The sequence below is a fragment of the Fuscovulum ytuae genome (genome assembly GCF_029953595.1).
Taxonomy (GTDB): domain Bacteria; phylum Pseudomonadota; class Alphaproteobacteria; order Rhodobacterales; family Rhodobacteraceae; genus Paragemmobacter; species Paragemmobacter ytuae.
In genome coordinates this window covers 2581842-2605897 of record NZ_CP124535.1, presented here as the reverse complement: position 1 = coordinate 2605897, position 24056 = coordinate 2581842, and the positions used below count along the sequence as shown (strand labels likewise).

Annotated in this window: 20 protein-coding genes; 12 read left to right on the top strand and 8 right to left on the bottom strand. The window is 62.7% G+C overall.

What is annotated here, in order from left to right; translation table 11 throughout:
- Nucleotides 1-16: 16 nt before the first annotated feature.
- Together QF092_RS12580 and infB are read left to right on the top strand one after the other, a co-directional pair.
- Complete coding sequence (locus QF092_RS12580) at nt 17-649, top strand: RNA-binding protein (RefSeq protein ID WP_281464241.1); 633 nt, start codon at nt 17-19, stop codon at nt 647-649.
- The gene (gene infB, locus QF092_RS12575) at nt 646-3222 is read left to right on the top strand and encodes a translation initiation factor IF-2 (RefSeq protein ID WP_281464240.1); all 2577 of its coding nucleotides are present in this window, start codon (nt 646-648) and stop codon (nt 3220-3222) included. The genes QF092_RS12580 and infB overlap by 4 nt, the downstream gene beginning before the upstream one ends.
- Nucleotides 3223-3298: 76 nt before the next feature.
- On the opposite strand, the gene QF092_RS12570 is transcribed toward infB, so the two are convergent.
- The 4 genes from QF092_RS12570 to QF092_RS12555 all read right to left on the bottom strand — a co-directional run bounded on the left by QF092_RS12570 (nt 3299) and on the right by QF092_RS12555 (nt 6186).
- The gene (locus QF092_RS12570) at nt 3299-3439 is read right to left on the bottom strand and encodes a hypothetical protein (RefSeq protein ID WP_281464239.1); all 141 of its coding nucleotides are present in this window, start codon (nt 3437-3439) and stop codon (nt 3299-3301) included.
- 114 nt (nt 3440-3553) lie between these two features.
- A complete protein-coding gene (gene mutT / locus QF092_RS12565) occupies nt 3554-3952 on the bottom strand; it encodes an 8-oxo-dGTP diphosphatase MutT (RefSeq protein WP_281464238.1) in 399 nt (132 codons plus the stop codon).
- Nucleotides 3949-5304: a bifunctional glutamate N-acetyltransferase/amino-acid acetyltransferase ArgJ gene (gene argJ, locus QF092_RS12560; RefSeq protein ID WP_281464237.1), complete on the bottom strand. Its 1356-nt coding sequence runs from the start codon at nt 5302-5304 to the stop codon at nt 3949-3951. Before argJ ends, mutT begins: the two co-directional genes overlap by 4 nt.
- Nucleotides 5305-5319: 15 nt before the next feature.
- Nucleotides 5320-6186 (bottom strand): peptidylprolyl isomerase, encoded by an 867-nt coding sequence (locus tag QF092_RS12555; RefSeq protein ID WP_337250641.1) that lies wholly within the window; start codon nt 6184-6186, stop codon nt 5320-5322.
- 178 nt (nt 6187-6364) lie between these two features.
- Here QF092_RS12555 and secA point away from each other — a divergent pair, with 178 nt between their 5' ends.
- The 3 genes from secA (at nt 6365) to QF092_RS12540 (ending at nt 11576) form a co-directional block, all read left to right on the top strand.
- Nucleotides 6365-9112, top strand: coding sequence for a preprotein translocase subunit SecA (gene secA / locus QF092_RS12550; protein WP_281464236.1), 2748 nt, complete (start codon nt 6365-6367; stop codon nt 9110-9112).
- 96 nt (nt 9113-9208) lie between these two features.
- Nucleotides 9209-10048, top strand: coding sequence for a hypothetical protein (locus tag QF092_RS12545; RefSeq protein WP_281464235.1), 840 nt, complete (start codon nt 9209-9211; stop codon nt 10046-10048).
- A 16-nt stretch (nt 10049-10064) separates the two neighbouring features.
- Nucleotides 10065-11576: an OmpA family protein gene (locus QF092_RS12540; RefSeq protein ID WP_281464234.1), complete on the top strand. Its 1512-nt coding sequence runs from the start codon at nt 10065-10067 to the stop codon at nt 11574-11576.
- On the opposite strand, the gene radC is transcribed toward QF092_RS12540, so the two are convergent.
- From radC to dnaK, 3 genes are all read right to left on the bottom strand, one after another.
- Nucleotides 11548-12324: a RadC family protein gene (gene radC, locus QF092_RS12535; protein WP_281464233.1), complete on the bottom strand. Its 777-nt coding sequence runs from the start codon at nt 12322-12324 to the stop codon at nt 11548-11550. The two genes, QF092_RS12540 and radC, sit on opposite strands and share 29 nt — an antisense overlap.
- 90 nt (nt 12325-12414) lie before the next feature.
- The gene (dnaJ, locus tag QF092_RS12530; protein ID WP_281464232.1) at nt 12415-13563 is read right to left on the bottom strand and encodes a molecular chaperone DnaJ; all 1149 of its coding nucleotides are present in this window, start codon (nt 13561-13563) and stop codon (nt 12415-12417) included.
- Nucleotides 13564-13640: 77 nt separating this feature from the next.
- Nucleotides 13641-15548 (bottom strand): molecular chaperone DnaK, encoded by a 1908-nt coding sequence (gene dnaK / locus QF092_RS12525; protein ID WP_281464231.1) that lies wholly within the window; start codon nt 15546-15548, stop codon nt 13641-13643.
- Nucleotides 15549-15731: 183 nt separating this feature from the next.
- On the opposite strand from dnaK, the gene QF092_RS12520 reads away from it, so the two are divergent.
- Complete coding sequence (locus QF092_RS12520) at nt 15732-16343, top strand: alpha-ketoglutarate-dependent dioxygenase AlkB (RefSeq protein ID WP_281464230.1); 612 nt, start codon at nt 15732-15734, stop codon at nt 16341-16343.
- A 3-nt stretch (nt 16344-16346) separates the two neighbouring features.
- Here QF092_RS12520 and QF092_RS12515 read toward each other — a convergent pair whose 3' ends face one another.
- On the bottom strand, nt 16347-17171 hold the full coding sequence (locus QF092_RS12515) for an ABC transporter permease (protein WP_281464229.1): 825 nt from the start codon (nt 17169-17171) through the stop codon (nt 16347-16349).
- A gap of 135 nt (nt 17172-17306) precedes the next feature.
- On the opposite strand from QF092_RS12515, the gene cysQ reads away from it, so the two are divergent.
- From cysQ to QF092_RS12485, 6 genes are all read left to right on the top strand, one after another.
- Nucleotides 17307-18101, top strand: coding sequence for a 3'(2'),5'-bisphosphate nucleotidase CysQ (gene cysQ, locus QF092_RS12510; protein WP_281464228.1), 795 nt, complete (start codon nt 17307-17309; stop codon nt 18099-18101).
- Entirely contained in the window at nt 18098-18886 is a 789-nt protein-coding gene (locus QF092_RS12505; RefSeq protein WP_281464227.1) for a 3-deoxy-manno-octulosonate cytidylyltransferase family protein, read from the top strand. The genes cysQ and QF092_RS12505 overlap by 4 nt, the downstream gene beginning before the upstream one ends.
- Nucleotides 18887-19133: 247 nt before the next feature.
- Nucleotides 19134-20027, top strand: coding sequence for a UTP--glucose-1-phosphate uridylyltransferase GalU (gene galU / locus QF092_RS12500; RefSeq protein WP_281464226.1), 894 nt, complete (start codon nt 19134-19136; stop codon nt 20025-20027).
- Between the two features lie 17 nt (nt 20028-20044).
- Nucleotides 20045-21070, top strand: a complete 1026-nt coding sequence (locus tag QF092_RS12495; RefSeq protein ID WP_281464225.1) for a glycosyltransferase family 2 protein — start codon at nt 20045-20047, stop codon at nt 21068-21070.
- Between the two features lie 226 nt (nt 21071-21296).
- Entirely contained in the window at nt 21297-22283 is a 987-nt protein-coding gene (locus QF092_RS12490) for a glycosyltransferase family 2 protein (RefSeq protein ID WP_281469963.1), read from the top strand.
- Entirely contained in the window at nt 22280-24025 is a 1746-nt protein-coding gene (locus QF092_RS12485) for a DUF5927 domain-containing protein (protein ID WP_474198316.1), read from the top strand. Before QF092_RS12490 ends, QF092_RS12485 begins: the two co-directional genes overlap by 4 nt.
- Nucleotides 24026-24056 lie beyond the last annotated feature (31 nt).

Here is a 24056-nt window from a genome sequence, read left to right as displayed (position 1 = left end):
GGGAAACGGCGCAGCCATGGCGCGGGGCGGGCGGCAGACAGATCAGGACGGACCGGAACGCAAATGTATCGTTTCCGGTCAAAGCCAGCCTAAGGCCGGCCTGATCCGTTTCGTCATCGGCCCCGATGCGATGGTGGTGCCGGATGTTCTGGCCCGCCTTCCGGGGCGCGGTATCTATGTGGCGGCAGATCGTGCCGCCATTGACAAGGCGGCGGCAAAGGGTCTTTTCTCCCGCGCGGCGCGCCAGCCGGTGAAGGTGCCCGACGGTCTTTCCGACCTGATCGAGGCGCAACTCCTCCGCCGGGTGATCGACCTCGTGTCGATGGCCCGCAAGGCAGGGGCAGCTGTCACCGGTTATGAAAAGGTGAAGGACTGGCTGGAAAAGGGGCAGGCTTCCCTTCTTCTTCAGGCCAGCGACGGATCGGAACGCGGCAAGACCAAGCTGCATCCGCCGGATGGGGAAGACAGCTTCATAGGCTGTCTTTCTTCGGGGGAATTGGGTTTGGCTTTCGGCCGTGAACGTGCCATACACGCCGCGCTTGCGGCTGGTGGACTCGAAAGACGTGTTGTAGAGGAAGCGGCAAGGCTCGCGGGCATTCGCGGGCGGATCGGTGGAATTTCCACCGGAGAGGATACGAAGACGGCATGAGCGATACTGACGGCAAGAAACCCCTTGGCTTGGGTGGCGGCGCGCGTGGACCCGGACAGGTGAAGCAAAGCTTCAGCCACGGCCGCACCAAAAGCGTGGCGGTTGAGGTCAAGCGCAAGCGCGTGGTGGTCCCCACGAAACCCGGCGCCCCCGGCACGGCTGGCGGCGCATCGGGCTCGGCCACCCATCTCGGTGATCCGTCCAAGCGTCCGGCAGGCATCACCGATGCCGAAATGGAACGGCGTCTGGCTGCCCTGCGTGCCGCCAAGGCCCGCGAACAGGAAGACGCGGCCCGCCGCGCCGAGGAAGAGAAGGCACGCGAGGAAGAACGCCAGCGCCGCCGCGAAGAGATAGAGGCCAAGGAACGCGAAGACCGCGAACGCGAAGCTGCGCTCCGCGCCAAGGCCGAAGAAGAAGAACGCGCTGCGCGTGCTGCCGAAGAGGCGAAAGCCGCCGCCGCCGCCGCCCGCAAGGCCGAGGTTCTGGGCACTCGCCCGAAATCGGCTCCCGCGCCCGAGGCACCCGCCCCCAAGGCAGCCCCGGCAGCTCCGGCCGAAGAAAACACCCGTGGCGGTGCCGCACCTCGCGCCCCCCTTGCCCCGCGCAAGGCTGAACGCGAACGCGACGAACGCGCCACCGATCGTGACCGCGGCAAGGTGAAGGGCGACGAAGGCCGTCGTTCCGGCAAGCTTACGCTGTCGGATGCCATCTCGGACGAAGGCGGCCGCCAGCGGTCGCTCGCCGCGATGAAGCGGAAACAGGAAAAGGCCCGTCAAAAGGCGATGGGCTTCGGCCAAAAGGCCGAAAAGCAGGTGCGCGATGTGCAGCTGCCCGAAACCATCGTCGTGTCGGAACTTGCCAACCGGATGGCCGAACGCGCCGCCGATGTGGTCAAGGCACTGATGAAGATGGGCATGATGGTCACCATGAACCAGACCATCGACGCCGACACCGCCGAACTTGTGATCGAGGAATTCGGCCACAAGGCTGTCCGCGTGTCCGATTCCGATGTGGAACAGGCCATCGAAACGGTCGCCGACCGCCCCGAAGACCTGCAGTCGCGCCCGCCGATCGTCACGATCATGGGCCATGTCGACCACGGCAAGACCTCGCTCCTCGACGCGATCCGCAAGGCCAACGTCGTCTCGGGCGAAGCTGGCGGCATCACGCAGCACATCGGTGCCTATCAGGTGACCACGCCGAACGGCTCGCTCGTGTCCTTCCTCGATACGCCCGGCCACGCGGCCTTTACCTCCATGCGTGCCCGTGGCGCGCAGGTGACGGATATCGTCGTTCTCGTCGTGGCTGCCGATGACGCGGTCATGCCCCAGACGATCGAGGCGATCAACCACGCCAAGGCCGCCAAGGTGCCGATGATCGTCGCCATCAACAAATGCGACAAGCCGGACGCGAACCCGCAAAAGGTCCGCACCGATCTGTTGCAGCATGAAGTGGTGGTCGAACAGATGTCCGGCGATGTGCAGGATGTCGAAGTGTCGGCCAAGACGGGCAAGGGCCTTGATAACCTGCTCGAGGCAATCGCCCTTCAGGCCGAACTCCTTGAATTGCGCGCCAACCCGAACCGCGCCGCCTCTGGCGCCGTCATCGAAGCCAAGCTTGATGTCGGTCGCGGCCCGGTCGCAACCGTTCTGGTCCAGAACGGTACGCTGAAGCGCGGTGATATCTTCGTCGTCGGCGAAAAATGGGGCAAGGTCCGCGCGCTGATCAACGACAAGGGCGAAACCGTTGCCGAAGCAGGCCCGTCCGTCCCGGTCGAAGTGCTGGGCCTAAACGGCACGCCCGAAGCGGGCGATGTGCTGAACGTCGTCGAAACCGAAGCACAGGCCCGCGAAATCGCCGATTACCGCGAAAAGGCGGCCAAGGACAAACGCGCTGCCGCCGGTGCCGCGACCACGCTGGAACAGCTGATGGCCAAGGCCAAGGCCGATGCCGACGTGGCCGAACTTCCGGTTCTGGTGAAGGCCGATGTCCAAGGCTCTGCCGAGGCGATCATCCAGGCCCTCGAAAAGGTCGGCAACGAAGAGGTCCGCGTCCGCGTCCTGCATTACGGTGTCGGCGCGATCACCGATTCCGATGTCGGTCTGGCCGAGGCGTCCAAAGCCCCGATCATCGGCTTCAACGTCCGCGCCAATGCCACGGCCCGCAGCTCGGCCCAACAAAAGGGCGTGGAAATCCGGTACTATTCGATCATCTACGACCTGATCGACGACATCAAAAAGGCCGCCTCTGGTCTGCTCAAGGCCGAAGTGCGCGAAAACTTCATCGGCTACGCCCGTATCCAAGAAGTCTTCCGCATCACCGGCGTGGGCAATGTCGCCGGTTGCCTTGTCACCGAAGGCGTGGCTCGCCGCTCTGCCGGTGTCCGTCTTCTGCGCGACAACGTGGTCATCCACGAAGGCACGCTCAAGACGCTCAAGCGCTTCAAGGATGAGGTCAAAGAGGTGCAGTCCGGTCAGGAATGCGGCATGGCCTTCGAACGCTATGACGATGTCCGCGCGGGTGATGTGATCGAAATCTTCGAACGCGAAGAAGTGCAGCGCACGCTCGCCTGATCGGAATTTTCGTAAAATACAAAAGGCCGGGCATCACTGCCCGGCCCTTTCGTTTCTCCGAGACGATGAAAGGCCCTCAAGCCGCCCGCAACGGTGCGACGGGATAGCCGACAAAGGTCTTCTCATCGACCTTCACCACGATCTTCCCATCCGCAAGCTGACCCACCACAATTCCCTGAACGGAAACGCAACTGCCCAGCATGATCGTTCGCAACATTCCCATGCTCCTCCCCGAGCAATTCGTCAGGGAAAGTTAACGAAAATCGTCTTCAGAGCTATCAAGAATCGCACAACCACAGGTTATCTTGTGGATAACTGCTGCCGAAAAGCTTCAAAGCCAGTCGCGAAGTATGGGGATCAGTGGCACATCGGCTGGGGGCATCGGGTAATCTTTCAGGTTCTGCGCACGAACCCATGCCAGATTCTGCCCTTCGCGCCCCTGCACGATCCCCTCCCACTTGCGGCAGGCGAACAGCGGCATCAGCAGATGAAACCCTTCATAGCTGTGGCTGGCAAAGGTCAGTGGGGCAAGGCAACTTGCCCATGTGTCGATGCCCAACTCTTCCTTCAACTCGCGGATCAGCGCGGCTTCGGGCGTCTCGCCCGGTTCCACCTTGCCGCCCGGAAACTCCCACAGCCCCGCCAGCGACTTGCCCTCGGGCCGTTGCGCCAACAGGACCCGCCCTTCCACGTCAATCAGGGCAACCGCCGAAACAAGGACGATCTTCACGACCGGTAATCCGCGTTGATCTCCACATAGCGATTGGTCAGATCGCAGGTCCAGACCGACCGCTTCCCCTTACCAAGCCCCAGATCAACCCCGATCACCAACTCCTCGCCCAGCATATAGGCCGCGCCATCCTCTTCCCGGTAATCCGGGTTGCGCCATCCCTTCGTGGCCACAAGGATATCGCCAAAGCGGATGGTCAACCGGTCCCGGTCCGCCTCGGCCCCGGATTTGCCTACCGCCGCAACGATCCGCCCCCAATTCGGGTCCTGCCCCGCAATCGCCGTTTTCACGAGCGGAGAGTTCGCCACCGCAAAGGCCACCTTCGCGGCATCCGCATCATCCTTGGCCCCGGTCACGCGCACCTCGACGAACTTGGTCGCGCCTTCGCCATCACGGATCACCTGATGCGCAAGGTTCATCATCACGCCCCGCAGCGCCAACTCAAAAGCCTTGGCCACCGTCCCCTTCACCTCAGCCGCAGCAGACCGCCCCGTGGCCGCCACCAGCAGCGTGTCGGATGTCGACGTATCGCTGTCCACTGTGATGGAATTGAACGTCGCGCCCACATTGCGCGACAGCATGCGCTGCAAGGCTGCCGCCGAAATCTTCGCATCGGTGAAGATATAGACCAGCATCGTCGCCATATCCGGCGCGATCATCCCTGATCCCTTGGCAATCCCGGCGATGCGAATCTCGCCGCCCTCACCCTGCACCACCGCCGCCGCGCCCTTGGGGAACGTGTCGGTCGTCATCATCGCATGGGCCGCCATCTCAATGGCATCCTCGCGCAGCTCAGCCACCAGATCGGGGATCTTCGCCGTGATCCGCTCATAAGGCAGCGGCTCGCCAATCACCCCGGTGGAAGACGAAAACACACGGCTCGCCGGAATACCCAGCGCCTCGGCCACGCCCCCGGTCACCGCTGCGACGGCCTCATCCCCCACTTTCCCGGTAAAGGCGTTGGAATTGCCGGAATTCACGATAATCGCCGCACCCGCACCGGCTGGAACCTTCACCGCCAGTTTCGCCTGACAATCCCGCACACAGCCCGAACGTGTCGATGACGTGGTGAACACCCCTGCGACCGCCGTATCCGGCGCCAGCCGCACCAGCATCACATCCTTGCGGTTCTGATAGCGCACCCCGGCCTCGACGGCGGCAAACTCCACCCCCGCAATCGTGGGCAGCATCGGGAACCCATCCTTGGGTGCCAGCGGCGACACGGCCTTTGCCTTCTTGGCCGGGACGGCGGCCACCGCCGCCCCGATCTCGTCCCCCATGATCCGGGCCTTCAGCTTGCGAACCTTCTTCTTCAGCGCCTTCGCCTCTGATTTCCAATCGTTCTTCGCCATCGGCCCGTCCCCTGCTTATTTGTCCAACAGAGTTGCATCCCGGATCAGCGCCGGGTCAAGCCCTTCGCCGGGCCGCGCGATCTCCGCCGCTCCGGTCAGTTCCGCCAGCTTCGCCTCTACGGCCTTCTGTTCGATCTCGGCGGCCAACTCATCGCGCACCTCGTCAATCGTCGGCTTCAAGGCGTCGCGCACCTCATTCACCTTGATCAGATGCCAGCCGAAATCCGTCTGCACCGGCGCGGTCACCGTGCCCGGCGTTGCCGCGACCACCGCCTCTTCGAACGGGGCCACCATCATGCCCAACCCGAACCAGCCCAGATCGCCGCCATTGATCGCCGAACCCGTATCGGTCGAATTGGCCTTTGCCACCTCGCCGAAATCCGCGCCGCCGTCGATCTGCGCCTTCAACTCGTTCGCCTTCTCCTCGCTCTCCACAAGGATGTGCTGCGCCGAATACTCCTTGGCCGCCGGGGCATTGGCAAATTTCTCGTCATAAGCCGCCTGCAAGGCGGCATCCGTCACCGCCCCCTGCACCACCGATTGCAGCGCCTTGCCCGCCAAATAGCTGCGCCGATCCGTCCGCATCCACAGCTCGTCACGCTTGGTTGTCGTCTCGGCCACCGATTGCTCCAGCGCTGTCTGCTGGATCGCCTGATCGATCAACCCGTTGAACAGCATGTCATCCGGCAGCGCCTGATACTGCGCCGGCAGCTTTTCGCGCAGGATGATCAGCTCGCCCAGCGTGATCTCGGTTCCGTTCACCGTGGCCACAACCGTATCCGCCGTCGCCGCCTCGTCCTGTGCCAGAACGGGGAAAGCCAGCCCGCAGGTCATCGCCAGCCCGGTCAGCACGCCACCAAAGGCTCTGCCATGTTTCGCCATATCACCTTCTCCTGATCGGGCCGCTTGCCTAAGCGACGTTGACTATACCCGGTCCGTCCCTTATTTCGCGGGGGTCGCGTGCGACGGGGCCGCCGGGCCACTTGGCTCTTCTATGGAAGGCGTTGGGGGCGGGCAAGGCCACAGCCTCACACGATGATGTCAGGTAGGCGGAGAAAACATGCTGGGTCTCGGAACGATTGCGCGAAAGGTCTTCGGAACGCCGAATGACCGCAAGGTAAAGTCGGTTCGCCCGCTGGTCGCAAAGATCAACGCACTGGAACCCGAATTCGCCGCGCTCAGCGACGATGGCATCAAAGCCAAGACCGCCGAATTTCAAAAGCGCGTGCAGGAAGGCGGCGAAAGCCTTGATGCGATCCTGCCCGAAGCCTTTGCCAATTGCCGCGAAGGGGCCAAGCGCGCCCTCGGCCTGCGCGCCTTTGATGTGCAGCTGAAGGGCGGCATCTTCCTGCATCAGGGCAATATCTCGGAAATGAAGACGGGCGAGGGCAAGACCCTCATGGCCACCTTCCCCGCCTATCTCAACGCCCTTACCGGCAAGGGCGTGCATGTCGTCACGGTCAACGACTACCTTGCCAAGCGCGATTCCGAATGGATGGGCAAGGTCTTTGCCCAGCTGGGCATGACCTGTGGTGTCGTCTACCCGTATCAGCCCGATGCCGAAAAGCGCGCCGCCTATCGCTGCGACATCACCTATGCCACCAACAACGAACTTGGCTTCGACTACCTTCGCGACAATATGAAGATGTCGATCGAAGACATGGCCCAGCGCGGCCATTACTTCGCCATCGTCGATGAGGTGGACAGTATCCTGATCGATGAGGCGCGCACCCCCCTCATCATCTCGGGCCCGTCGCAAGATCGCAGCGACCTTTACCAAAAGGTCGACCGCCTGATCCCCCTCCTGCGGGAAGAGGATTACAAGATCGACGAAAAGACCCGCTCGGTCACCTATACCGAAGACGGCAACGAACATATCGAAAAGCTGCTGCAAGAGGCGGGCCTTCTGCCCGAAGGCCAGTCGCTCTACGATCCCGAAAGCACCTCGCTCGTTCATCACGTGACGCAGGCGCTCAAGGCGCACAAGCTTTTCCACAAGGATCAGCAGTATATCGTCCGCGATGGCGAAGTGATGCTGATCGACGAATTCACGGGCCGCATGATGCGGGGCCGTCGCCTCTCCGAAGGCCTTCATCAGGCGATCGAGGCAAAGGAACGCGTCTCGATTCAGCCCGAAAACGTCACCTTGGCCAGCGTGACCTTCCAGAACTACTTCCGCCTTTACGAAAAACTCTCGGGTATGACGGGCACCGCCCAGACCGAGGCCGAAGAATTTATGGAAATCTACGGTCTCGGCGTGGTCGAAGTGCCGACCAACCGCCCCGTCGCCCGGATTGACGAACACGATCAGGTCTACCGCACCGCCAAGGAAAAATTCCAAGGCATCGTCGTGGCAATCAAAGAGGCCCATGCCAAAGGCCAGCCGATGCTGGTCGGCACCACCTCCATCGAAAAGTCCGAACTGCTGTCGTCGATGCTGAAACAGGATGGCATCGTTCACAACGTCCTGAACGCCCGCCATCACGAACAAGAAGCCAAGATCGTGGCCGAGGCAGGCCGTCTGGGCGCCGTCACCATCGCCACCAACATGGCCGGTCGCGGCACCGATATCCAGCTTGGCGGCAATGTCGAAATGAAGGTGATGGAGGCCATCGCCGCCGACCCCCACCTGCACCCCGATGAGGTGCGCGCGCGCATCGAAGCGGAACATGCCGAAGAAAAGGCCAAGGTCATCGCCGCCGGCGGCCTTTACGTCCTCGGCACCGAACGTCACGAATCCCGCCGGATCGACAATCAGTTGCGTGGCCGCTCGGGCCGTCAGGGCGACCCCGGCCGTTCCTCCTTCTTCCTCTCGCTCGAAGATGACCTGATGCGCATCTTCGGGTCTGACCGCTTGGATTCCGTCCTGTCGAAGCTCGGCATGAAGGAAGGTGAGGCGATTGTTCACCCCTGGGTCAACAAATCCCTCGAACGCGCCCAAGCAAAGGTCGAAGGTCGCAACTTCGACATTCGTAAACAGCTTTTGAAATTCGACGATGTGATGAACGACCAGCGCAAGGCCATCTTCGGTCAGCGTCTGGAAATCATGGAAACGCAAGAGATCGGCGATATCGCCACCGACATGCGCGTGTCCGTGGTCGATGATCTGGTCGATTTCTACATGCCGCCCAAAACCTATGCCGATCAGTGGGATGCCCCCGGCCTTGCCGCGGCGGTGAAGGACAAGCTCAACCTCGATCTTCCCATCGAAGCTTGGGCCGCCGAAGAGGGCGTCGACCAAGATGTGATGCGCGAACGGCTGATCGAAAAGTCCGACGCCATGATGGCCGAAAAGCTGGCCGCCTTTGGCCCCGACACGATGCGCAACATCGAAAAGCAGGTTCTCCTTCAGGCCATCGATGCCAAATGGCGCGAGCATCTGCTGAAACTGGAACACCTGCGCTCTGTCGTGGGCTTCCGTGGCTATGCCCAGCGCGATCCGCTTTCGGAATTCAAGACAGAGGCCTTCACCCTTTTTGAATCCATGCTCAACTCACTCCGTCAGGATGTGACGCAAAAGCTGTCCCTCATCCGTCCGATGACGAAGGAAGAGCAGGACGCCATGATGCAGCAAATCCTTGCCCAGCAGCGCGCGGCCCAATCCGCGGCCGAAGTGGCCAAGGCTGCGGCCCCTACCGCGGCCCCCGTTGCCGCTGCCGCCGCCACCGTCCCTGTCGGGGCGGCCGCTTCGGCACGTCCGGGCTTTGACGAACAGGATCGCGCCACATGGGGCAACCCGTCGCGTAACGATCCCTGCCCCTGCGGGTCCGGCGAACGGTACAAACACTGCCACGGCGTGAACGACTGATCAGTCGTTCGTTTCCCGTAATGCCACAATCCTGCCCTTAGCAGGTCCATTTTCCCTGCCATCCCACCAACAGTAACGGTGCGGCAGAGGTTTGACATGGATCGCAAGCGTAATCTTGGGATGATCGCGGTGACAGTGGCCCTTGCCATAGGGGCTGGCCAATATCTCCAATCCGGCAAGGCGCAGTCGGCGGCAACCATGACGCCGATCCCCAAATCGGACCCGCCGCCGCCCCTGCGCCTCGCCGCAGGCACACCGCTTTCCGCGTATGAACCTGCATTGATCCCCGTCGTGGCGGAACCCGACCCGCCTCCTGCGGCCCTGCCCGAACCTGCACCGCTGGTGGCCGAGGTTCCCGCCTGCCCCGTCACGCTTGATCTTTTTGCCGGCGATGCGGCCACCCTCTCGCTTAGCCTGACCGCTCCCTGCCGCCCCAATCAGGGCTTCGTCCTGCGCCATGGCGGCATCGCCATTACCTTCCAGACCAATTCCACGGGGTCATTCTTCCTCGACCTGCCCGCGCTTGACGCGAAGGGAGAGGTGAGCCTCCGCTTCGCCGATGGCACAGAAACCTCTGCCGCCGTCCCCCTGCCCGACATCGCCGCCTATCGTCGCCTTGCCCTGCAATGGCTTGACGGCGATACCTTCACCCTCACCGGCGATGGCCCCGTCACCAGCTTGGGTGAAAAGGCAACCATCCTGCCGATGTATGCCCAAATCATCACCCTTCCCGCCGCCGATGCCCCCCTCACGATCGAGGCACCCATAACCCCCACCTCCTGCGGGCGCGAGGCGATGGCAGTCGCCGTCTATTCCGAAGCCGGGCGCATCACCCTAAGCGACCTTTCCGTCGCCCTGCCCGAATGCGATGACGAAGGCGGTTTTGTGGTCTTGAATAATCCCGTCCCCGACATGAAACTCGCCGCCCAGAACTAGGGTCAAGGCGGGGTTCATGCGTCTTTCTTCGTGCCGCGCGGCGATCTTCGCCGCGCTTCTGTTTCCAATCGCGGCCTTGGCGCAGGATGTGACCCTGACGGCCCGTGACGGTGGTCTGTCCCTTACCGGCACCCTGCAAGGCTGGGACGGCGAGTTCTACCGCATCGACACCTCCTATGGCCTTCTCACCGTCGATGGGCAGGGTGTCATCTGCGAAGGCCCCGGTTGCCCCGACCTCACCGCCCCACGCATTCCCGTCCGCATCCTGGGCGAAGGTGAACCCGGCCGCAGCCTGATCCCGCCCCTCGTCACGGCCTTTGCTGCCTCCCGTGGCCTTGACCACGCTGTCACCGAAGACGGCACCGCCCGCCTGACCGATCCGACGACGGGCCAGATCCTTGCCGATTTCACCTTCACGCCCCTGTCCCAAGAACAGGCCCGCGCCGCCCTTCTGGCAGGCCGCGCCGAACTGATCCTGTCCACCGCCACCGAACCCGATCTCGGTTTCCGCCCCCTCGCCCTTGATGCGCTGGTCCCGGTCGCGGCCACCGATAACCCGGTTGCACAAATCTCCTCTGCCGATCTCGCCCGTGTTCTGGCGGGTGATGTGTCGAACTGGGCCGAAATCGGCGGTCCTGACATGCCCCTCGTCCTGCACGGTCTTACTCCCGACAGCGGGTTGCAACGCGCCCTGTCAGAACGGCTTGGCCGCGACAGCGCTGCCACCGTGATCCACCCCGATCTTGCCACCCTCGCCACCGCCGTCGCCCGTGACCCTTGGGCGCTGGCCGTCACAGGCCGCGCCATGGCAGGCCGCACCCGCATCCTGACCCTGACAGACAGTTGCGGCTTCCCCCTCCTGCCCAACAGCCTTTCCGTAAAGGCCGAAGACTACCCGCTCGCCCTTCCCCTCCATCTTCTCACGCCGCGCCGCCGGCTGCCGCTGATGGCGCGGGAATTCCTTGAATTCCTCACCCTGCCACAGGCGCAGGCCGTCATCGCCGCCACCGGATATGTCGACCGTGACCCCGAACGCCAACCAATGACGGCCGATGGCCTGCGCCTCATCAATGCCATTCAGGGCGCGGGCGCGGAAACCACGCTCGACGATCTCAAACGTCTTGTCGATGTGATGGATGGGGCCGACCGCCTCTCCCTTACTTTCCGGTTCGAGGATGGGTCCAGCACGCTCGACGCGCATTCCCAAGGCAACCTCGCCGATCTGGCCCGCCTCCTGCAATCGGGCGCGTTCCGGGGCGAATCCCTCATCCTTGCCGGGTTTTCCGATGGCTCTGGCGCGGCCGCTGCAAACCTTGCCTTGTCGGAAGACCGCGCCACGGCCATCCTCTCGGCCCTGACCAACGCCGCCCCCGACCTGCCCGCCGACCGCCTGCCCAGCGTCATCGCCTTTGGCGAGGCGTTGCCCATGGCCTGCGATGAAACTGCCGCAGGCCGCCGTCTGAACCGCCGCGTCGAACTTTGGCTTCGGCCCGATTTCCTTAGATCAGACGCTCCGACCGCAGACTGACTTCGCGGCTTTTGCCGATGATCAGATGATCATGCAGCGTGATACCCAATACGCCGCAGGCATCCGCGATCTTGCGCGTCATGTCGATATCTGCCCCCGAGGGCGTCGGGTCCCCTGACGGGTGATTATGCACAAGGATCAGTGCCGAGGACCCCAGTTCCAGCGCCCGCCGCACCACCTCGCGCGGATAGACCGGCACATGATCCACCGTCCCCTGCGCCTGTTCCTCATCCGCGATCAGCACATTCTTGCGGTCCAGAAACAGGATGCGGAAATGCTCCCGCTCCGCATGGGCCATGACGGTGTGGCAGTAATCCAAAAGTGCCGTCCAGGACGACAGCACGGGTCGCTGGATCACCCGCGACCGCGCCATCTTCTGCGCGACCGCCCCCATCAGCTTCAACTCCATCACCACCGCAGGCCCCACGCCATGCACCCGCGCCAGCTGCGCGGGCGATGCGGCCACCACCCGCGCCAGATCGCCAAACGTGTCGATCAACCGCCGCGCCAAGGGCTTTACATCCTGCCGCGCAATGGCCCGGAACAGGATCATCTCCAGCAATTCATATTCCGGCACACCCTGCCCTTCGGTTTCCATGAACCGGGCGCGCAGGCGTTGGCGATGATCGGCAATATAGCTAGGCAACCGCCCATTGGCCGACACCGGCGCGGCGGCAATGGCCTCATCCTCATCCCCATGGGGGAAAAGCGGAAGGGTAGCCTCTTGGAAATGCGATGTGCTTCTCATGCGCGCACCATCGCATAAAGGCGTAAACGCCCACTTAACGGCACCAAGCCATGAAAAAAGGCCCACCCCACGGGGTAGGCCCTGCAAGCCTTAGCTCTTCATCCCGTCCCAAAAGCCCTTCACCTTGGAGAAAAAGCTTTTGCCTTCGGGGTTGTTCTCTTCGCTCAGCTTCTCGAACTCGATCAGCAATTCGCGCTGCCGTGCTGTCAGGTTCACGGGCGTTTCCACCGCAAGCTCCAGCACCATGTCGCCGCTGCCGCCGCCCCGCAACGCAGGCATGCCCTTGGCACGCAGCCGCAACTGCTTGCCCGTCTGCGCGCCCACCGGCACCTTCACGCGGCTGCGCCCGCCGTCGATTGTGGGCACCTCCACCTCGCCGCCCAGCGCCGCTGTGGTGATGCTGATCGGCACGCGGCAGAACAGATGCACCCCGTCACGCTGAAAGATCGGGTGCTCCCGCACCTCGATGAAGATGTATAGGTCACCCGAAGGCCCGCCGCGCAGACCCGCCTCGCCCTCACCGGCCAGCCGGATGCGCGTGCCCGTCTCCACCCCCGCCGGGATGTTCACCGACAGCGCGCGCTCCTTCTCCACACGGCCCGCGCCACCGCAGGACCGGCAGGGGTTCTTCACGATCTGGCCCATGCCGTTGCAGGTGGGGCAGGTGCGTTCCACGGTAAAGAAACCCTGCTGCGCCCTGACCTTGCCCATGCCCGAACACGTGGGGCAGGTGACAGGCTCGGCGCCCCCCTCGGCCCCCGTGCCGCGGCAGGTGTCGCAAGACACCGAAGTCGGCACGTTGATCGTCTTTTGAACGCCCTGATAGGCCTCTTCCAGCGACACGCGCAGGTTATAGCGCAGGTCCGATCCACGCTGCGCGCGCGACCGCCCACCGCCACCCCGGCCCCCCATGAAATCGCCGAACAAGTCTTCGAACACGTCGGAAAAGGCGCTGGCGAAATCGGCATTCCCGCCGCCACCAAAGCCCTGCGGCCCACGCCCGCCGCCGCCGCCTTCAAAGGCGGCATGGCCATAACGGTCATAGGCGGCCTTCCGGTCCGCGTCTTTCAGAATGTCATAGGCCTCGTTCACTTCCTTGAACTGCGCCTCGGCATTCGGATTGTCGGCATTCCGGTCAGGATGCAGCTCTTTCGCCTTCTGGCGATAGGCCTTCTTCAGTTCCTCCGCCGATGCGCCGCGCGACACGCCGAGGACGTCATAATAATCTCGTTTTGCCATTCGGGACAAAACCCCCTCTCAGAACCGGGTGGGGGCGGCCCGTTCCCGAACCGCCCCCTCTTCCGATTCACGCGGTGTCACTTCCGCTTGTTTTCGCCAAGATCCTCGAAATCGGCGTCGACGATATCGTCATCCACCGGCCGCGGCCCGTCTTCGTCCTTGCCTTCGGCTTCCGCTTGGCTGGCCTTGTAGATCGCCTCGCCCAGCTTCATCGCCGCTTCGGTCAGGTTCTGGATCGCGCCCTTGATCTTGCCCGCATCCTCGCCCTTCAGCGCATCTTCAAGCGGGGACATCGCAAACTCGATGGCCTCCACCGTCGACGGATCGACCTTGTCGCCATGTTCGGCCAAGGATTTCTTCGTCGAATGCAGCAGGCTTTCGCCCTGGTTCTTGGTTTCCACCAATTCCTTGCGCTCGCGGTCCGCTTCGGCATTCGCCTCGGCATCCTTGATCATCTTTTCGATGTCATCGTCCGACAGGCCACCCGATGCCTGAATGGTGATGGCTTGCGATTTGCCGGTGCCCTTGTCCTTCGCGCTGACGGACACGATGCCGTTCGCGTCGATGTCAAAGGTCACTTCGATCTGCGGCATGCCACGCGGTGCCGGGGGGATGTTCTCAAGGTTGAACTGTCCCAGCATCTTGTTGTCGGCAGCCATCTCGCGCTCGCCCTGGAACACCCGGATCGTCACGGCGTTCTGGTTGTCTTCGGCGGTCGAGAAGATCTGGCTCTTCTTCGTCGGGATCGTCGTGTTGCGGTCGATCAGGCGGGTAAAGACACCCCCCAGCGTCTCGATCCCCAGCGAAAGCGGCGTCACGTCCAAAAGGACCACGTCCTTCACGTCGCCCTGCAGCACGCCCGCCTGAATAGCGGCGCCAGCGGCCACAACTTCATCCGGGTTCACACCCTTGTGGGGCTCTTTGCCGAAGAACTTCGTGACCTCTTCGATCACGCGCGGCATCCGCGTCATGCCGCCGACCAGAACCACCTCGTCGATATCGCTGGTGGACAGGCCCGCATCCTTCAGGGCCGCCGCACAAGGCTTCATCGACTTCTTGATCAGGTCATCGACCAGCGATTCAAGCTTCGCGCGGGTTAGCTTTACCACAAGGTGCAGCGGCTGCCCGGTGTTCTTGTCCATCGAAATGAACGGCTGGTTGATTTCGGTCTGCTGGCTGGAGGAAAGCTCGATCTTCGCCTTTTCGGCGGCTTCCTTCAGGCGCTGCAGCGCCATCTTGTCCAGCGTCAGGTCGACGCCATGCTCTTTCTTGAACTCGTCGGCCAGATAGCTGACGATCCGCATGTCGAAATCTTCACCGCCCAGGAACGTGTCCCCATTGGTGGATTTCACCTCGAACAGACCATCGTCGATCTCAAGGATCGTGATGTCGAAGGTGCCGCCGCCAAGGTCATAGACCGCGATGGTCCGGCTTTCCTTCTTGTCCAGACCATACGCCAGCGCCGCCGCCGTCGGTTCGTTGATGATCCGCAGCACTTCAAGACCCGCGATCTTGCCCGCGTCCTTGGTCGCCTGCCGCTGCGCATCGTTGAAATAGGCAGGCACCGTGATCACGGCCTGCGTCACCGTTTCACCCAGATAGGACTCGGCGGTTTCCTTCATCTTCTGCAGGATGAAGGCCGAAATCTGCGACGGCGAATACTTCTCGCCCCGCACTTCGACCCAGGCGTCGCCATTGCCGCCGTTGATCACCTTGTAGGGGATGTTCTTTTGATCCTTCGTCACCGCCGGATCGTCATGCCGACGCCCGATCAGGCGCTTTACGGCAAAGATCGTGTTGGCGGCGTTTGTCACGGCCTGCCGTTTGGCCGGCTGGCCCACCAGTCGCTCGCTTTCCGTGAAAGCGACGATCGAGGGCGTGGTGCGCGCCCCTTCCGAGTTTTCGATGATCCGGGGCTGCGATCCATCCATGATGGCAACGCAGGAATTCGTGGTCCCGAGGTCAATCCCGATGACTTTGGCCATGATATGCTACCTCTTCAGTCGGCGATGTTAGGGGGCTGGACCCTGGCAAGGCATCCGGCCCCGATCCCAATGGCGTCAGGTGCGGGCGGCCAGCCCATCACGCGGCGTCCGGCTGTATATAAGGGGGGGTGCCGGGGCCTGCAAGCGTTGCAAAGGATGGAATTTAGGCAGATGTCAGGGAGCATGCCGATGATCACGCCACAGGAAATCCGCGGCTGCCTGCATTGGCCGGGGCTTCTCGACCTGCCCGCGCAGCAGGCCTTGGTGGCCGATCTGCGCACCGTGGTGGCCGCCGCACCGCTGATGTCGCCCGTCACGCCGGGGGGTCGGCCGATGTCGGTGCGCATGACGGCGGCGGGGCGGCTGGGCTGGATCACCGATGCGACGGGCTACCGCTATGAACCGCGCCACCCCTCTGGCAAGCCGTGGCCCCCGATCCCGCCCGCCATCCTTGCGCTTTGGCATCGCCTCACGGGGCTGGACCGTGTGCCGGATTGCTGTCTTGTCAACTTCTACGGCGAAGGCGCAAAGATGGGCCTGCATCAGGATCGCGACGAAGGCGATTTCTCCTTCCCCGTCCTCTCCCTCAGCCTTGGGGATGAAGCACTCTTTCGCATCGGTGGCCCGAACCGCCGCGACCCAACCACCAGCCTCTGGCTCAAATCCGGCGACGCGCTGCTGATGGGCGGCGAGGCTCGGCTTGCCTTCCACGGGATCGACCGCACGCGCTTTGGCTCTTCCCGCCTGCTGCCGCAGGGCGGGCGCATCAACCTGACGCTGCGCGTGGTTGCCTGATCGTTACTTGCCCATCGACCAGCTTAGGCTGACCCGCTTGCCGGTGTAATATTCCCCGATCAATCCGATCGTCAGACAGGCCAGCATGATATAGATCGGATATTCCATGCTCGAATAGCGCGGCGCATAGTTTAAAAACACATAGCCCCGCGATTGATCGATCACATGGAACAGCGGGTTCCAGTCGAAAAAGGCCAGCACCGCTGTCGGCATCGCATTGGCCACGAACATCTTGCCCGACGCGATCATGTTGATCCGGGTATAAAGCTGCGCCACCGTCCCGAAGAACCGCGGTTGCCACGGCATCGCGGCGCGGAACATCATCCCGATGGCCAGCCCCGTGCCCCATGCCAGAAGCAGCATCCCCATCATGCCCACCGGTTCGTCGATGGTCAGGGGCGACATCACGGCATGATAGACATAAAGCACGATCGAAGCCGCAAAGATCTGCGTATAAAGCGCGCCCAGCGACGCCGCCCCCACCGCGATCAGCGTGTTCATCGGCGCGTGCTTCATGATGGCAGATGTCGGTCCCTCTGCCCGCATCACCGCCTGCAACGTCTTCACATGCGTCATGAACATGAAAATGCCGGACATCAGGAACAGCACATAGTCGCCCCGTATGGACGTCCCGCGCATCCCCGCAAAGTTCATCATCAGGTAAAAGAACCCGATCATGATCACCATTTGCGTAAGGTTCAGCAAAAGGCCGATCACCGCGCTGGTATGGGTCTTGCGCACATTGTGCACCGCGCCGTGGAACACCAGTTCCAACATGCCGAACGCCGTCCGCGCCCGTGTCCGCTTGACCTCTGCGTAAAACCGCACCTGCCGTCACCTCGTGCTGCGGGGCGCTTTCGACCCCGGTACCGCTCAATCTTGCCGTTTTTCCTTTCCGGCATGATAAGGCGACCACGTGTATCGTTCAACTGTGGCGGAAAATCCGCCGATGCGAGGTTTCTTATGGATTTCGACACCCTCATCCCGGTCATCCGCCGCTTGGCGCTTCAGGCGGGCGATGCCATCCTCGCGGTCTATAATGGCCCCGATTTCGAGGTGAAGTCGAAATCCGACGCCTCCCCCGTGACCGAGGCGGACGAGGCCGCCGATGCCCTCATCTCGGCAGGCCTGCGCGCGGCCTTCCCCGAAGTGACGCTCATCACCGAAGAACAGGCCGAAAGCCACGCCCTGACCGCCCGCACCTTCCTGATCGTCGATCCGCTGGATGGCACCAAGGAATTCGTTCAGCGCCGCGGCGATTTCACCGTGAACATCGCCTATGTCGAAGACGGCATCCCCCGGCGCGGCGTGGTCTATGCCCCGGCGCAGGGCCGCCTCTTCTACACCCTCCCCGATGGCATGGCGGTCGAGGAAACGGGTCCCTTCGACCAAAACCACCCCGGCGAAACCCGCCCCATCCGCGTGTCCACCCCCGACAATACCGCGCTCATGGTCGTGGCGTCGAAATCCCACCGCGATCAGGCCACCGATGACTACATCGGCAAATACGCCGTCCGCGATTCCAAAAGCGCTGGCTCCAGCCTGAAATTCTGTCTCGTCGCCACGGGCGAGGCCGACCTTTATCCCCGCCTTGGCCGCACCATGGAATGGGACACCGCCGCAGGCGATGCCGTCCTGCGCGGGGCAGGGGGCCATGTCGTCCGCTTCGACACGCACGAACCGCTGACCTATGGCAAGCCGGGCTGGGACAATCCCTTCTTCATCGCCTTTGCCCCCGGAGTGGACCTGAAGAAATGACCGTCCTTATCGCCATCCCCGCCCGCTATGCCTCCACCCGCTATCCCGGCAAACCGCTGGTGGAACTGAACGGTCCCGATGGCCGCAAGACCCTCATCCGCCGGTCGTGGGAGGCCGCGATGGCCGTCCGTGGCGCCGACCGCGTGGTGGTCGCCACTGATGACACCCGCATTGCCGATCACGCCGCATCCTTCGGCGCCGAGGTGGTGATGACATCCCCCGATTGCCAGAACGGCACCGAACGCTGCGCCGAGGTGGCGGCGAAACTTCCCGGCCACGACATCATCGTGAACCTGCAGGGCGATGCCCCCCTGACGCCTGCATGGTTCATCGAAGACCTCGTTGCTGGCCTCCTCGCCGATCCGGGGGCCGAAGTGGCCACCCCCGTCCTGCGCTGCGAAGGCGCGATGCTGGCCAAGCTTCTGGAAGACCGCCGCCATGGCCGCGTCGGCGGCACCACCGCCGTTTTCGGCGCAGGCATGCGCGGACTTTATTTTTCAAAGGAAGTCATCCCCTACACGGGCCGCGCCTATGGCGATGACGAACCCACCCCCGTCTTCCACCATGTCGGCGTCTATGCCTATCGCCCCGCCGCCCTTGCCGCCTATCCCGGCTGGCAGACAGGCCCCTTGGAAAAACTCGAAGGCCTCGAACAGCTCCGCTTCCTCGAAAATGGTCGCTCCGTCCTCTGCGTCGAGGTAGCGGCAAAGGGGCGTCAGTTCTGGGAACTCAACAACCCTTCCGACGTGCCGGTGATCGAAGCCATGCTCGCCGCCATGGCATAGTGCCTTGCACGCAGGCATTTCGGCCCACAGATCGGCGACCCTTTGCCATAAAACAGCCTTGGCCTGATGCTTGATGAGGCAGGCTCCTTGCCTTGGGGCAAATGCCGCGCTACCGCAGAAGGCATTCGTTTCTTCTTGCGAAGAACGCTGCTAATCTGCCCTTGGCATGTCGCCCAAGGCGGGCCAGAGCTGTGCATTTAGGCAGGTGATGCCCTGGGCAGTCCGGGGCCAGAAGTAGGTGCTGAATATGAAGGTCCGTAAGGTCACCAAGGCTGTTTTTCCAGTTGCAGGTCTTGGAACCCGCTTCCTCCCCGCGACCAAGTCGATCCCGAAAGAGATCATGACGCTGGTCGACCGCCCCCTGATCCAATACGCAATCGATGAGGCGCGCGCCGCTGGCATCAAGGAATTCATCTTCGTCACCTCGCGCGGCAAATCCGCTTTGGAGGATTACTTCGACAACGCCCCCGAACTGGAAAGCGCGCTGCGCAAAGCCGGCAAGGAAGACCTGCTTGAGGTGCTCAAGGAAACCAACATGGATTCCGGCGCCATCGCCTATATCCGCCAGAACCGCCCACTCGGCCTTGGCCATGCGGTTTGGTGCGCGCGCCGCCTGATCGGCAACGAACCCTTCGCCGTGCTTCTGCCCGATGACGTGATCGCCGCCGAAAAGCCCTGCCTCCAGCAGATGGTCGAAGCCTATGCCGAAACCGGCGGCAATATGGTCGCCGCGATGGAAGTGTCACCCGAAAAGACGAAATCCTACGGCATCCTTGATATCGGCGAAGACATGGGCGCCATCGTCAAGGCCAAAGGGATGGTCGAAAAGCCCGCGCCCGGCACCGCGCCCTCGAACCTCGCCGTGATCGGCCGTTACATCCTGTCGTCGCAAGTCCTGACGAATCTCAACCGCATGAAACAGGGCGCGGGTGGCGAGATTCAGTTGACCGACGCGATTGCCGAAGAAACCGCCGCAGGCAAGGTCTATGGCTACCGCTTCCGTGGTCAGCGCTATGATTGTGGCTCCAAGGCAGGCTTCCTTCAGGCCACAGTGGCCTTCGGCCTGTCGCGCCCCGATCTGCGCGACGAATTCTCGGTCTACCTGAACGACATGGTCGCCCTTCAGAAGGCCGCCCAATAGGCGGCGCCGGGGGCAGGTTGACCACCACGCCCGATGACCTTTGGCAGGCCTACCGCCTGCGCTGGAAACGGCGCAGGTATCTGGCTCACGCCGTCCGCCATCGCCACGACCTGACCCCCCGCCACGACCGCACGGCCGCAATCGGCAAGGGCGACATCCTCGCCTTCGCCACCGTTCGGAATGAATCCATCCGCCTGCCGTGGTTTCTTGACCATCACCGCCGCCTCGGCGTGTCGCATTTCCTGATCGTCGACAACGGCAGCGATGACGGCACCACCGATCTCCTCGCCGCTCAACCGGATGTCTCGCTCTGGACAACCACCGCCTCTTACAAGGCGTCTCGCTTTGGGATGGATTGGATCAACTGGCTGCTCATGCGCCATGGGAACGGCCATTGGTGCCTCACCCTCGATGCCGACGAACTCCTGATCTACCCCTACTGGGACAGCCGCGATCTGCGGGCCCTGACCCGTTGGCTGGATGGGCAAGGGCGCCCCATGTTCGGGGCCATGATGCTTGACCTTTATCCAAAAGGCCCGGTCGGCGATTTCCCCTATCGCGCGGGTGAAGATCCGCTCGCCAATCTCCACTGGTTCGATCCGGCGGGCTATGGCATCCGGGTGCAGCAACCCATGGGCAACCTTTGGATTCAAGGCGGCCCACGCGCCCGTGCCTTTTTCGCCGCCGATCCCCGCCGCGCGCCCACCTTGAACAAGGTGCCCTTGGTAAAATGGCACTGGCGCTATGCCTATGTGAATTCCACCCATTCCCTCCTGCCCCCGCCCCTCAACCGCATCTATGACAAGGATGGGGGTGAGGCGCCTTCCGGCCTTCTCCTCCACACGAAATTCCTCCACACCATCGTGGATCGGGCCCGCGTCGAACAGGAACGGGGCGAACATTTCTCCAATTCCGCCCTCTATGACCGCTACTATGACGCGCTGACCGAAAACCCCGATCTCTGGACCCCGCATTCCCGCCGCCTGACCACATGGCGCGCGCTGGAATCCCTTGGTCTCATGTCACGCGGCGGCTGGGTCTGATCCGGCCCGATCCATGCAAATTTCACTGCCGTCCAGCAATTGTTTACTTGCCCCATGCCACATACTATCCTGTCGCAAAATGCCGGACGGGTGCCCGCTGGGCGGATCGTTCTGAAACGGCGCAGAGGCACGGAAGTTTCGGGAACAGCTTTCGCCGCAAAAGCATGGCGGCGAAGGGTAAAGGTAAGGACGGGCAGGGCCAGTGGGGATTGTCGGGGCATATCGGCTGAGGCTGCGCCGCAGACGTCTGCACCTTCGCGCTTGGGCCAAGCGGCGCGAAATGTCACCCGTCGTCAACCGCACCGGGGCGATAAGGGGGGATAGCATCCTTCTCCTCTCCACCCTGCGGAACGAACGCATCCGCCTGCCCTATTTCCTGCGCTACTACCGCGATCTCGGGGTGAACCATTTCCTGATCGTCGACAACGGGTCGGATGACGGGTCGCGCGAATATCTCCAGCAGCAACCCGATGTCTCGCTCTGGTCAACGCAAGCAAGCTATAAACGCTCGCGCTTCGGGATGGATTGGATCACCGCGCTTCAGCGCAAATATTGCCACGGCCATTGGACGCTGGTGGTCGACCCGGACGAATTCCTCGTCTACCCCTTCTGCGAAACCCGCCCCCTGCGCGCGCTGACGGATTGGCTGGAAAGTTCCGGGGTCCGCTCTTTTTCGGCCATGCTTCTGGACATGTATCCCAAGGGGCCGATGGACGCGCAGCCCTACCGCGAAGGGCAGGACCCGTTCGAAATCGCCCAATGGTTCGACAGCGCCAACTATTCCGTCAAACGCAACCCCGGCGATGGCAACCTCTGGATTCAAGGTGGCCCCCGCGCCCGCGTCTTCTTTCCCGAAGAACCGAAAAAGGCACCCGCGCTGAACAAGATCCCGCTCGTGAAATGGAACCGCGCCTACGCCTATAACAGTTCCACTCACAGCCTTCTGCCCCGCGGCCTGAACCTCGTCTATGATGAATGGGGCGGCGAAAAGGCGTCGGGCTGCCTGCTCCATGCCAAATTCCTCGACACTTTCGCCGTCAAGGCCCAAGAGGAACTATCCCGCCACCAGCACTATGCCAACAGCGTCGAATACCGCGCCTATCTGGACGGGGTGAAGAACCAACCCGATCTCTGGTGCAAGTGGTCGGAAAAATACATCAACTGGCGCCAGCTCGAAATCCTCGGCCTCATGTCCAAAGGGAACTGGGCATGACCGCAACGGATGACACGCTCCCCACCACCACCCCGCGCCAGAACGGCACGCTCGGCTTCGTCATGCTGTGCCACACAGCGCTGCACCGCGCCGCCGATACCGCGCGCCACTGGGCCGAACGCGGCTGCCCCGTCGTCATCCACGTCGACAAGCGCGTCGGCAAGTGGAGCGTTGAGAAACTTCAATCCGACCTTTCCGATCTGCCCAATATCCGCTTCTCGGAACGCTTCGCCTGTGAATGGGGCACCTGGGGCATCGTCGCCGCCACGCAATCCGCGTCTGAGGTGATGCTGGCCGAATTCCCCTCCGTCCGCCACGTCTACCTTGCCTCTGGGTCCTGCCTGCCGCTGCGCCCGGTCAAGGAACTCATCGCCTATCTCGACGAACGCCCCCGCACCGATTTCATCGAATCCGTCACCACCGAAGAGGTGGGCTGGACAATCGGCGGGTTGAACATGGAACGCTTCACCCTGCGTTTCCCCTTTTCATGGCGCACGCAGCGCTGGCTCTTTGACCGCTACGTGAAGCTGCAACGCGCGGTGCGGTTCCAGCGTGCCATCCCCAATGGCATCGTCCCGCATCTGGGCAGCCAATGGTGGTGCCTCACCCGCCAGACGCTTTCCACCATTCTCCAAGGTCCCGACCGCGCCACCTATGACCGCTACTTCCGCCGGGTCTGGATTCCGGATGAAAGCTATTTCCAGACGCTTGTCCGGCAGGTCTCGGCCAATGTCGAAAGCCGCTCGCTCACGCTGTCCAAGTTCGACTTTCAGGGCAAGCCCCACATCTTCTACGACGATCACCTGCAACTCCTGCGCCGCTCCGATTGCTTTGTCGCGCGCAAGATCTGGCCGCATGCGAATAAGCTCTACTCCACCTTCCTGTCCGATGATGCCGAAGGGCAGGCGGGCGGCGAACCCAATCCCGGCAAGATTGATCGCCTGTTTTCCAAGGCCGTCGAACGCCGCGTGAAGGGCCGCCCCGGTCTTTACATGCAAAGCCGGTTTCCGAATGAACATTGGGAAAACGGCCGCTCCGCCGCCGCCTATTCGGTGTTCCAAGGCTTCTCTGATGTGTTCGAAGGTTTCGAAGGCTGGCTGGGCAAAGTGACGGGCACCCGCGTGCATGGCCATCTCTTCGCCCCTGATCGCGTCGAATTCGCGGGGGGTGAGGCGGTGTTCAACGGCGCCCTGTCCGACAGCGCCGCAATCCGCGATTACAACCCGAAATCTTTCCTCGCCAACCTGATCTGGGCCACGCGCGGCGAACGCCAATGCTTCCAGTTCGGCCCCGCCGATAATCAGGATCTCAACTGGTTCATGGCGCTTGATTCCAACGCCCAAATCTCGGTCATCTCAGGGGCTTGGGCGATCCCGCTTTTCAAATCCAACCGCAACTTCGCCGATATCCGCCGCGATGCCGCCCGCCTCCAAAAGATCGAGATTGACCACCTCGCCATCCTCCGCCACGCCTCTTGCAAGGCGCGCATCCGCGTCTGGAACCTTGCCGAATTCATCGAAAACCCGATGGAACCTCTGCAAACCATCGTCGATGAAATCAGCCCCCGCTCGCTGCGCCGCCTGACCGAGGCGCCGCGTCTGACCGATCTTTCCGGCTTCGGCCAATTCCTGCAAAACCTCCGCAACCAAGGCATGCAACCCGTCCTGATGGGCGATTTTCCCGCCACGGGCGACCCGCGTCCCACCGATTCACGGCGGGGCCGCCCTTACCTAGTGAAGTGAACCAGTGACCCGCCCGTTCGATTCCTTTGTC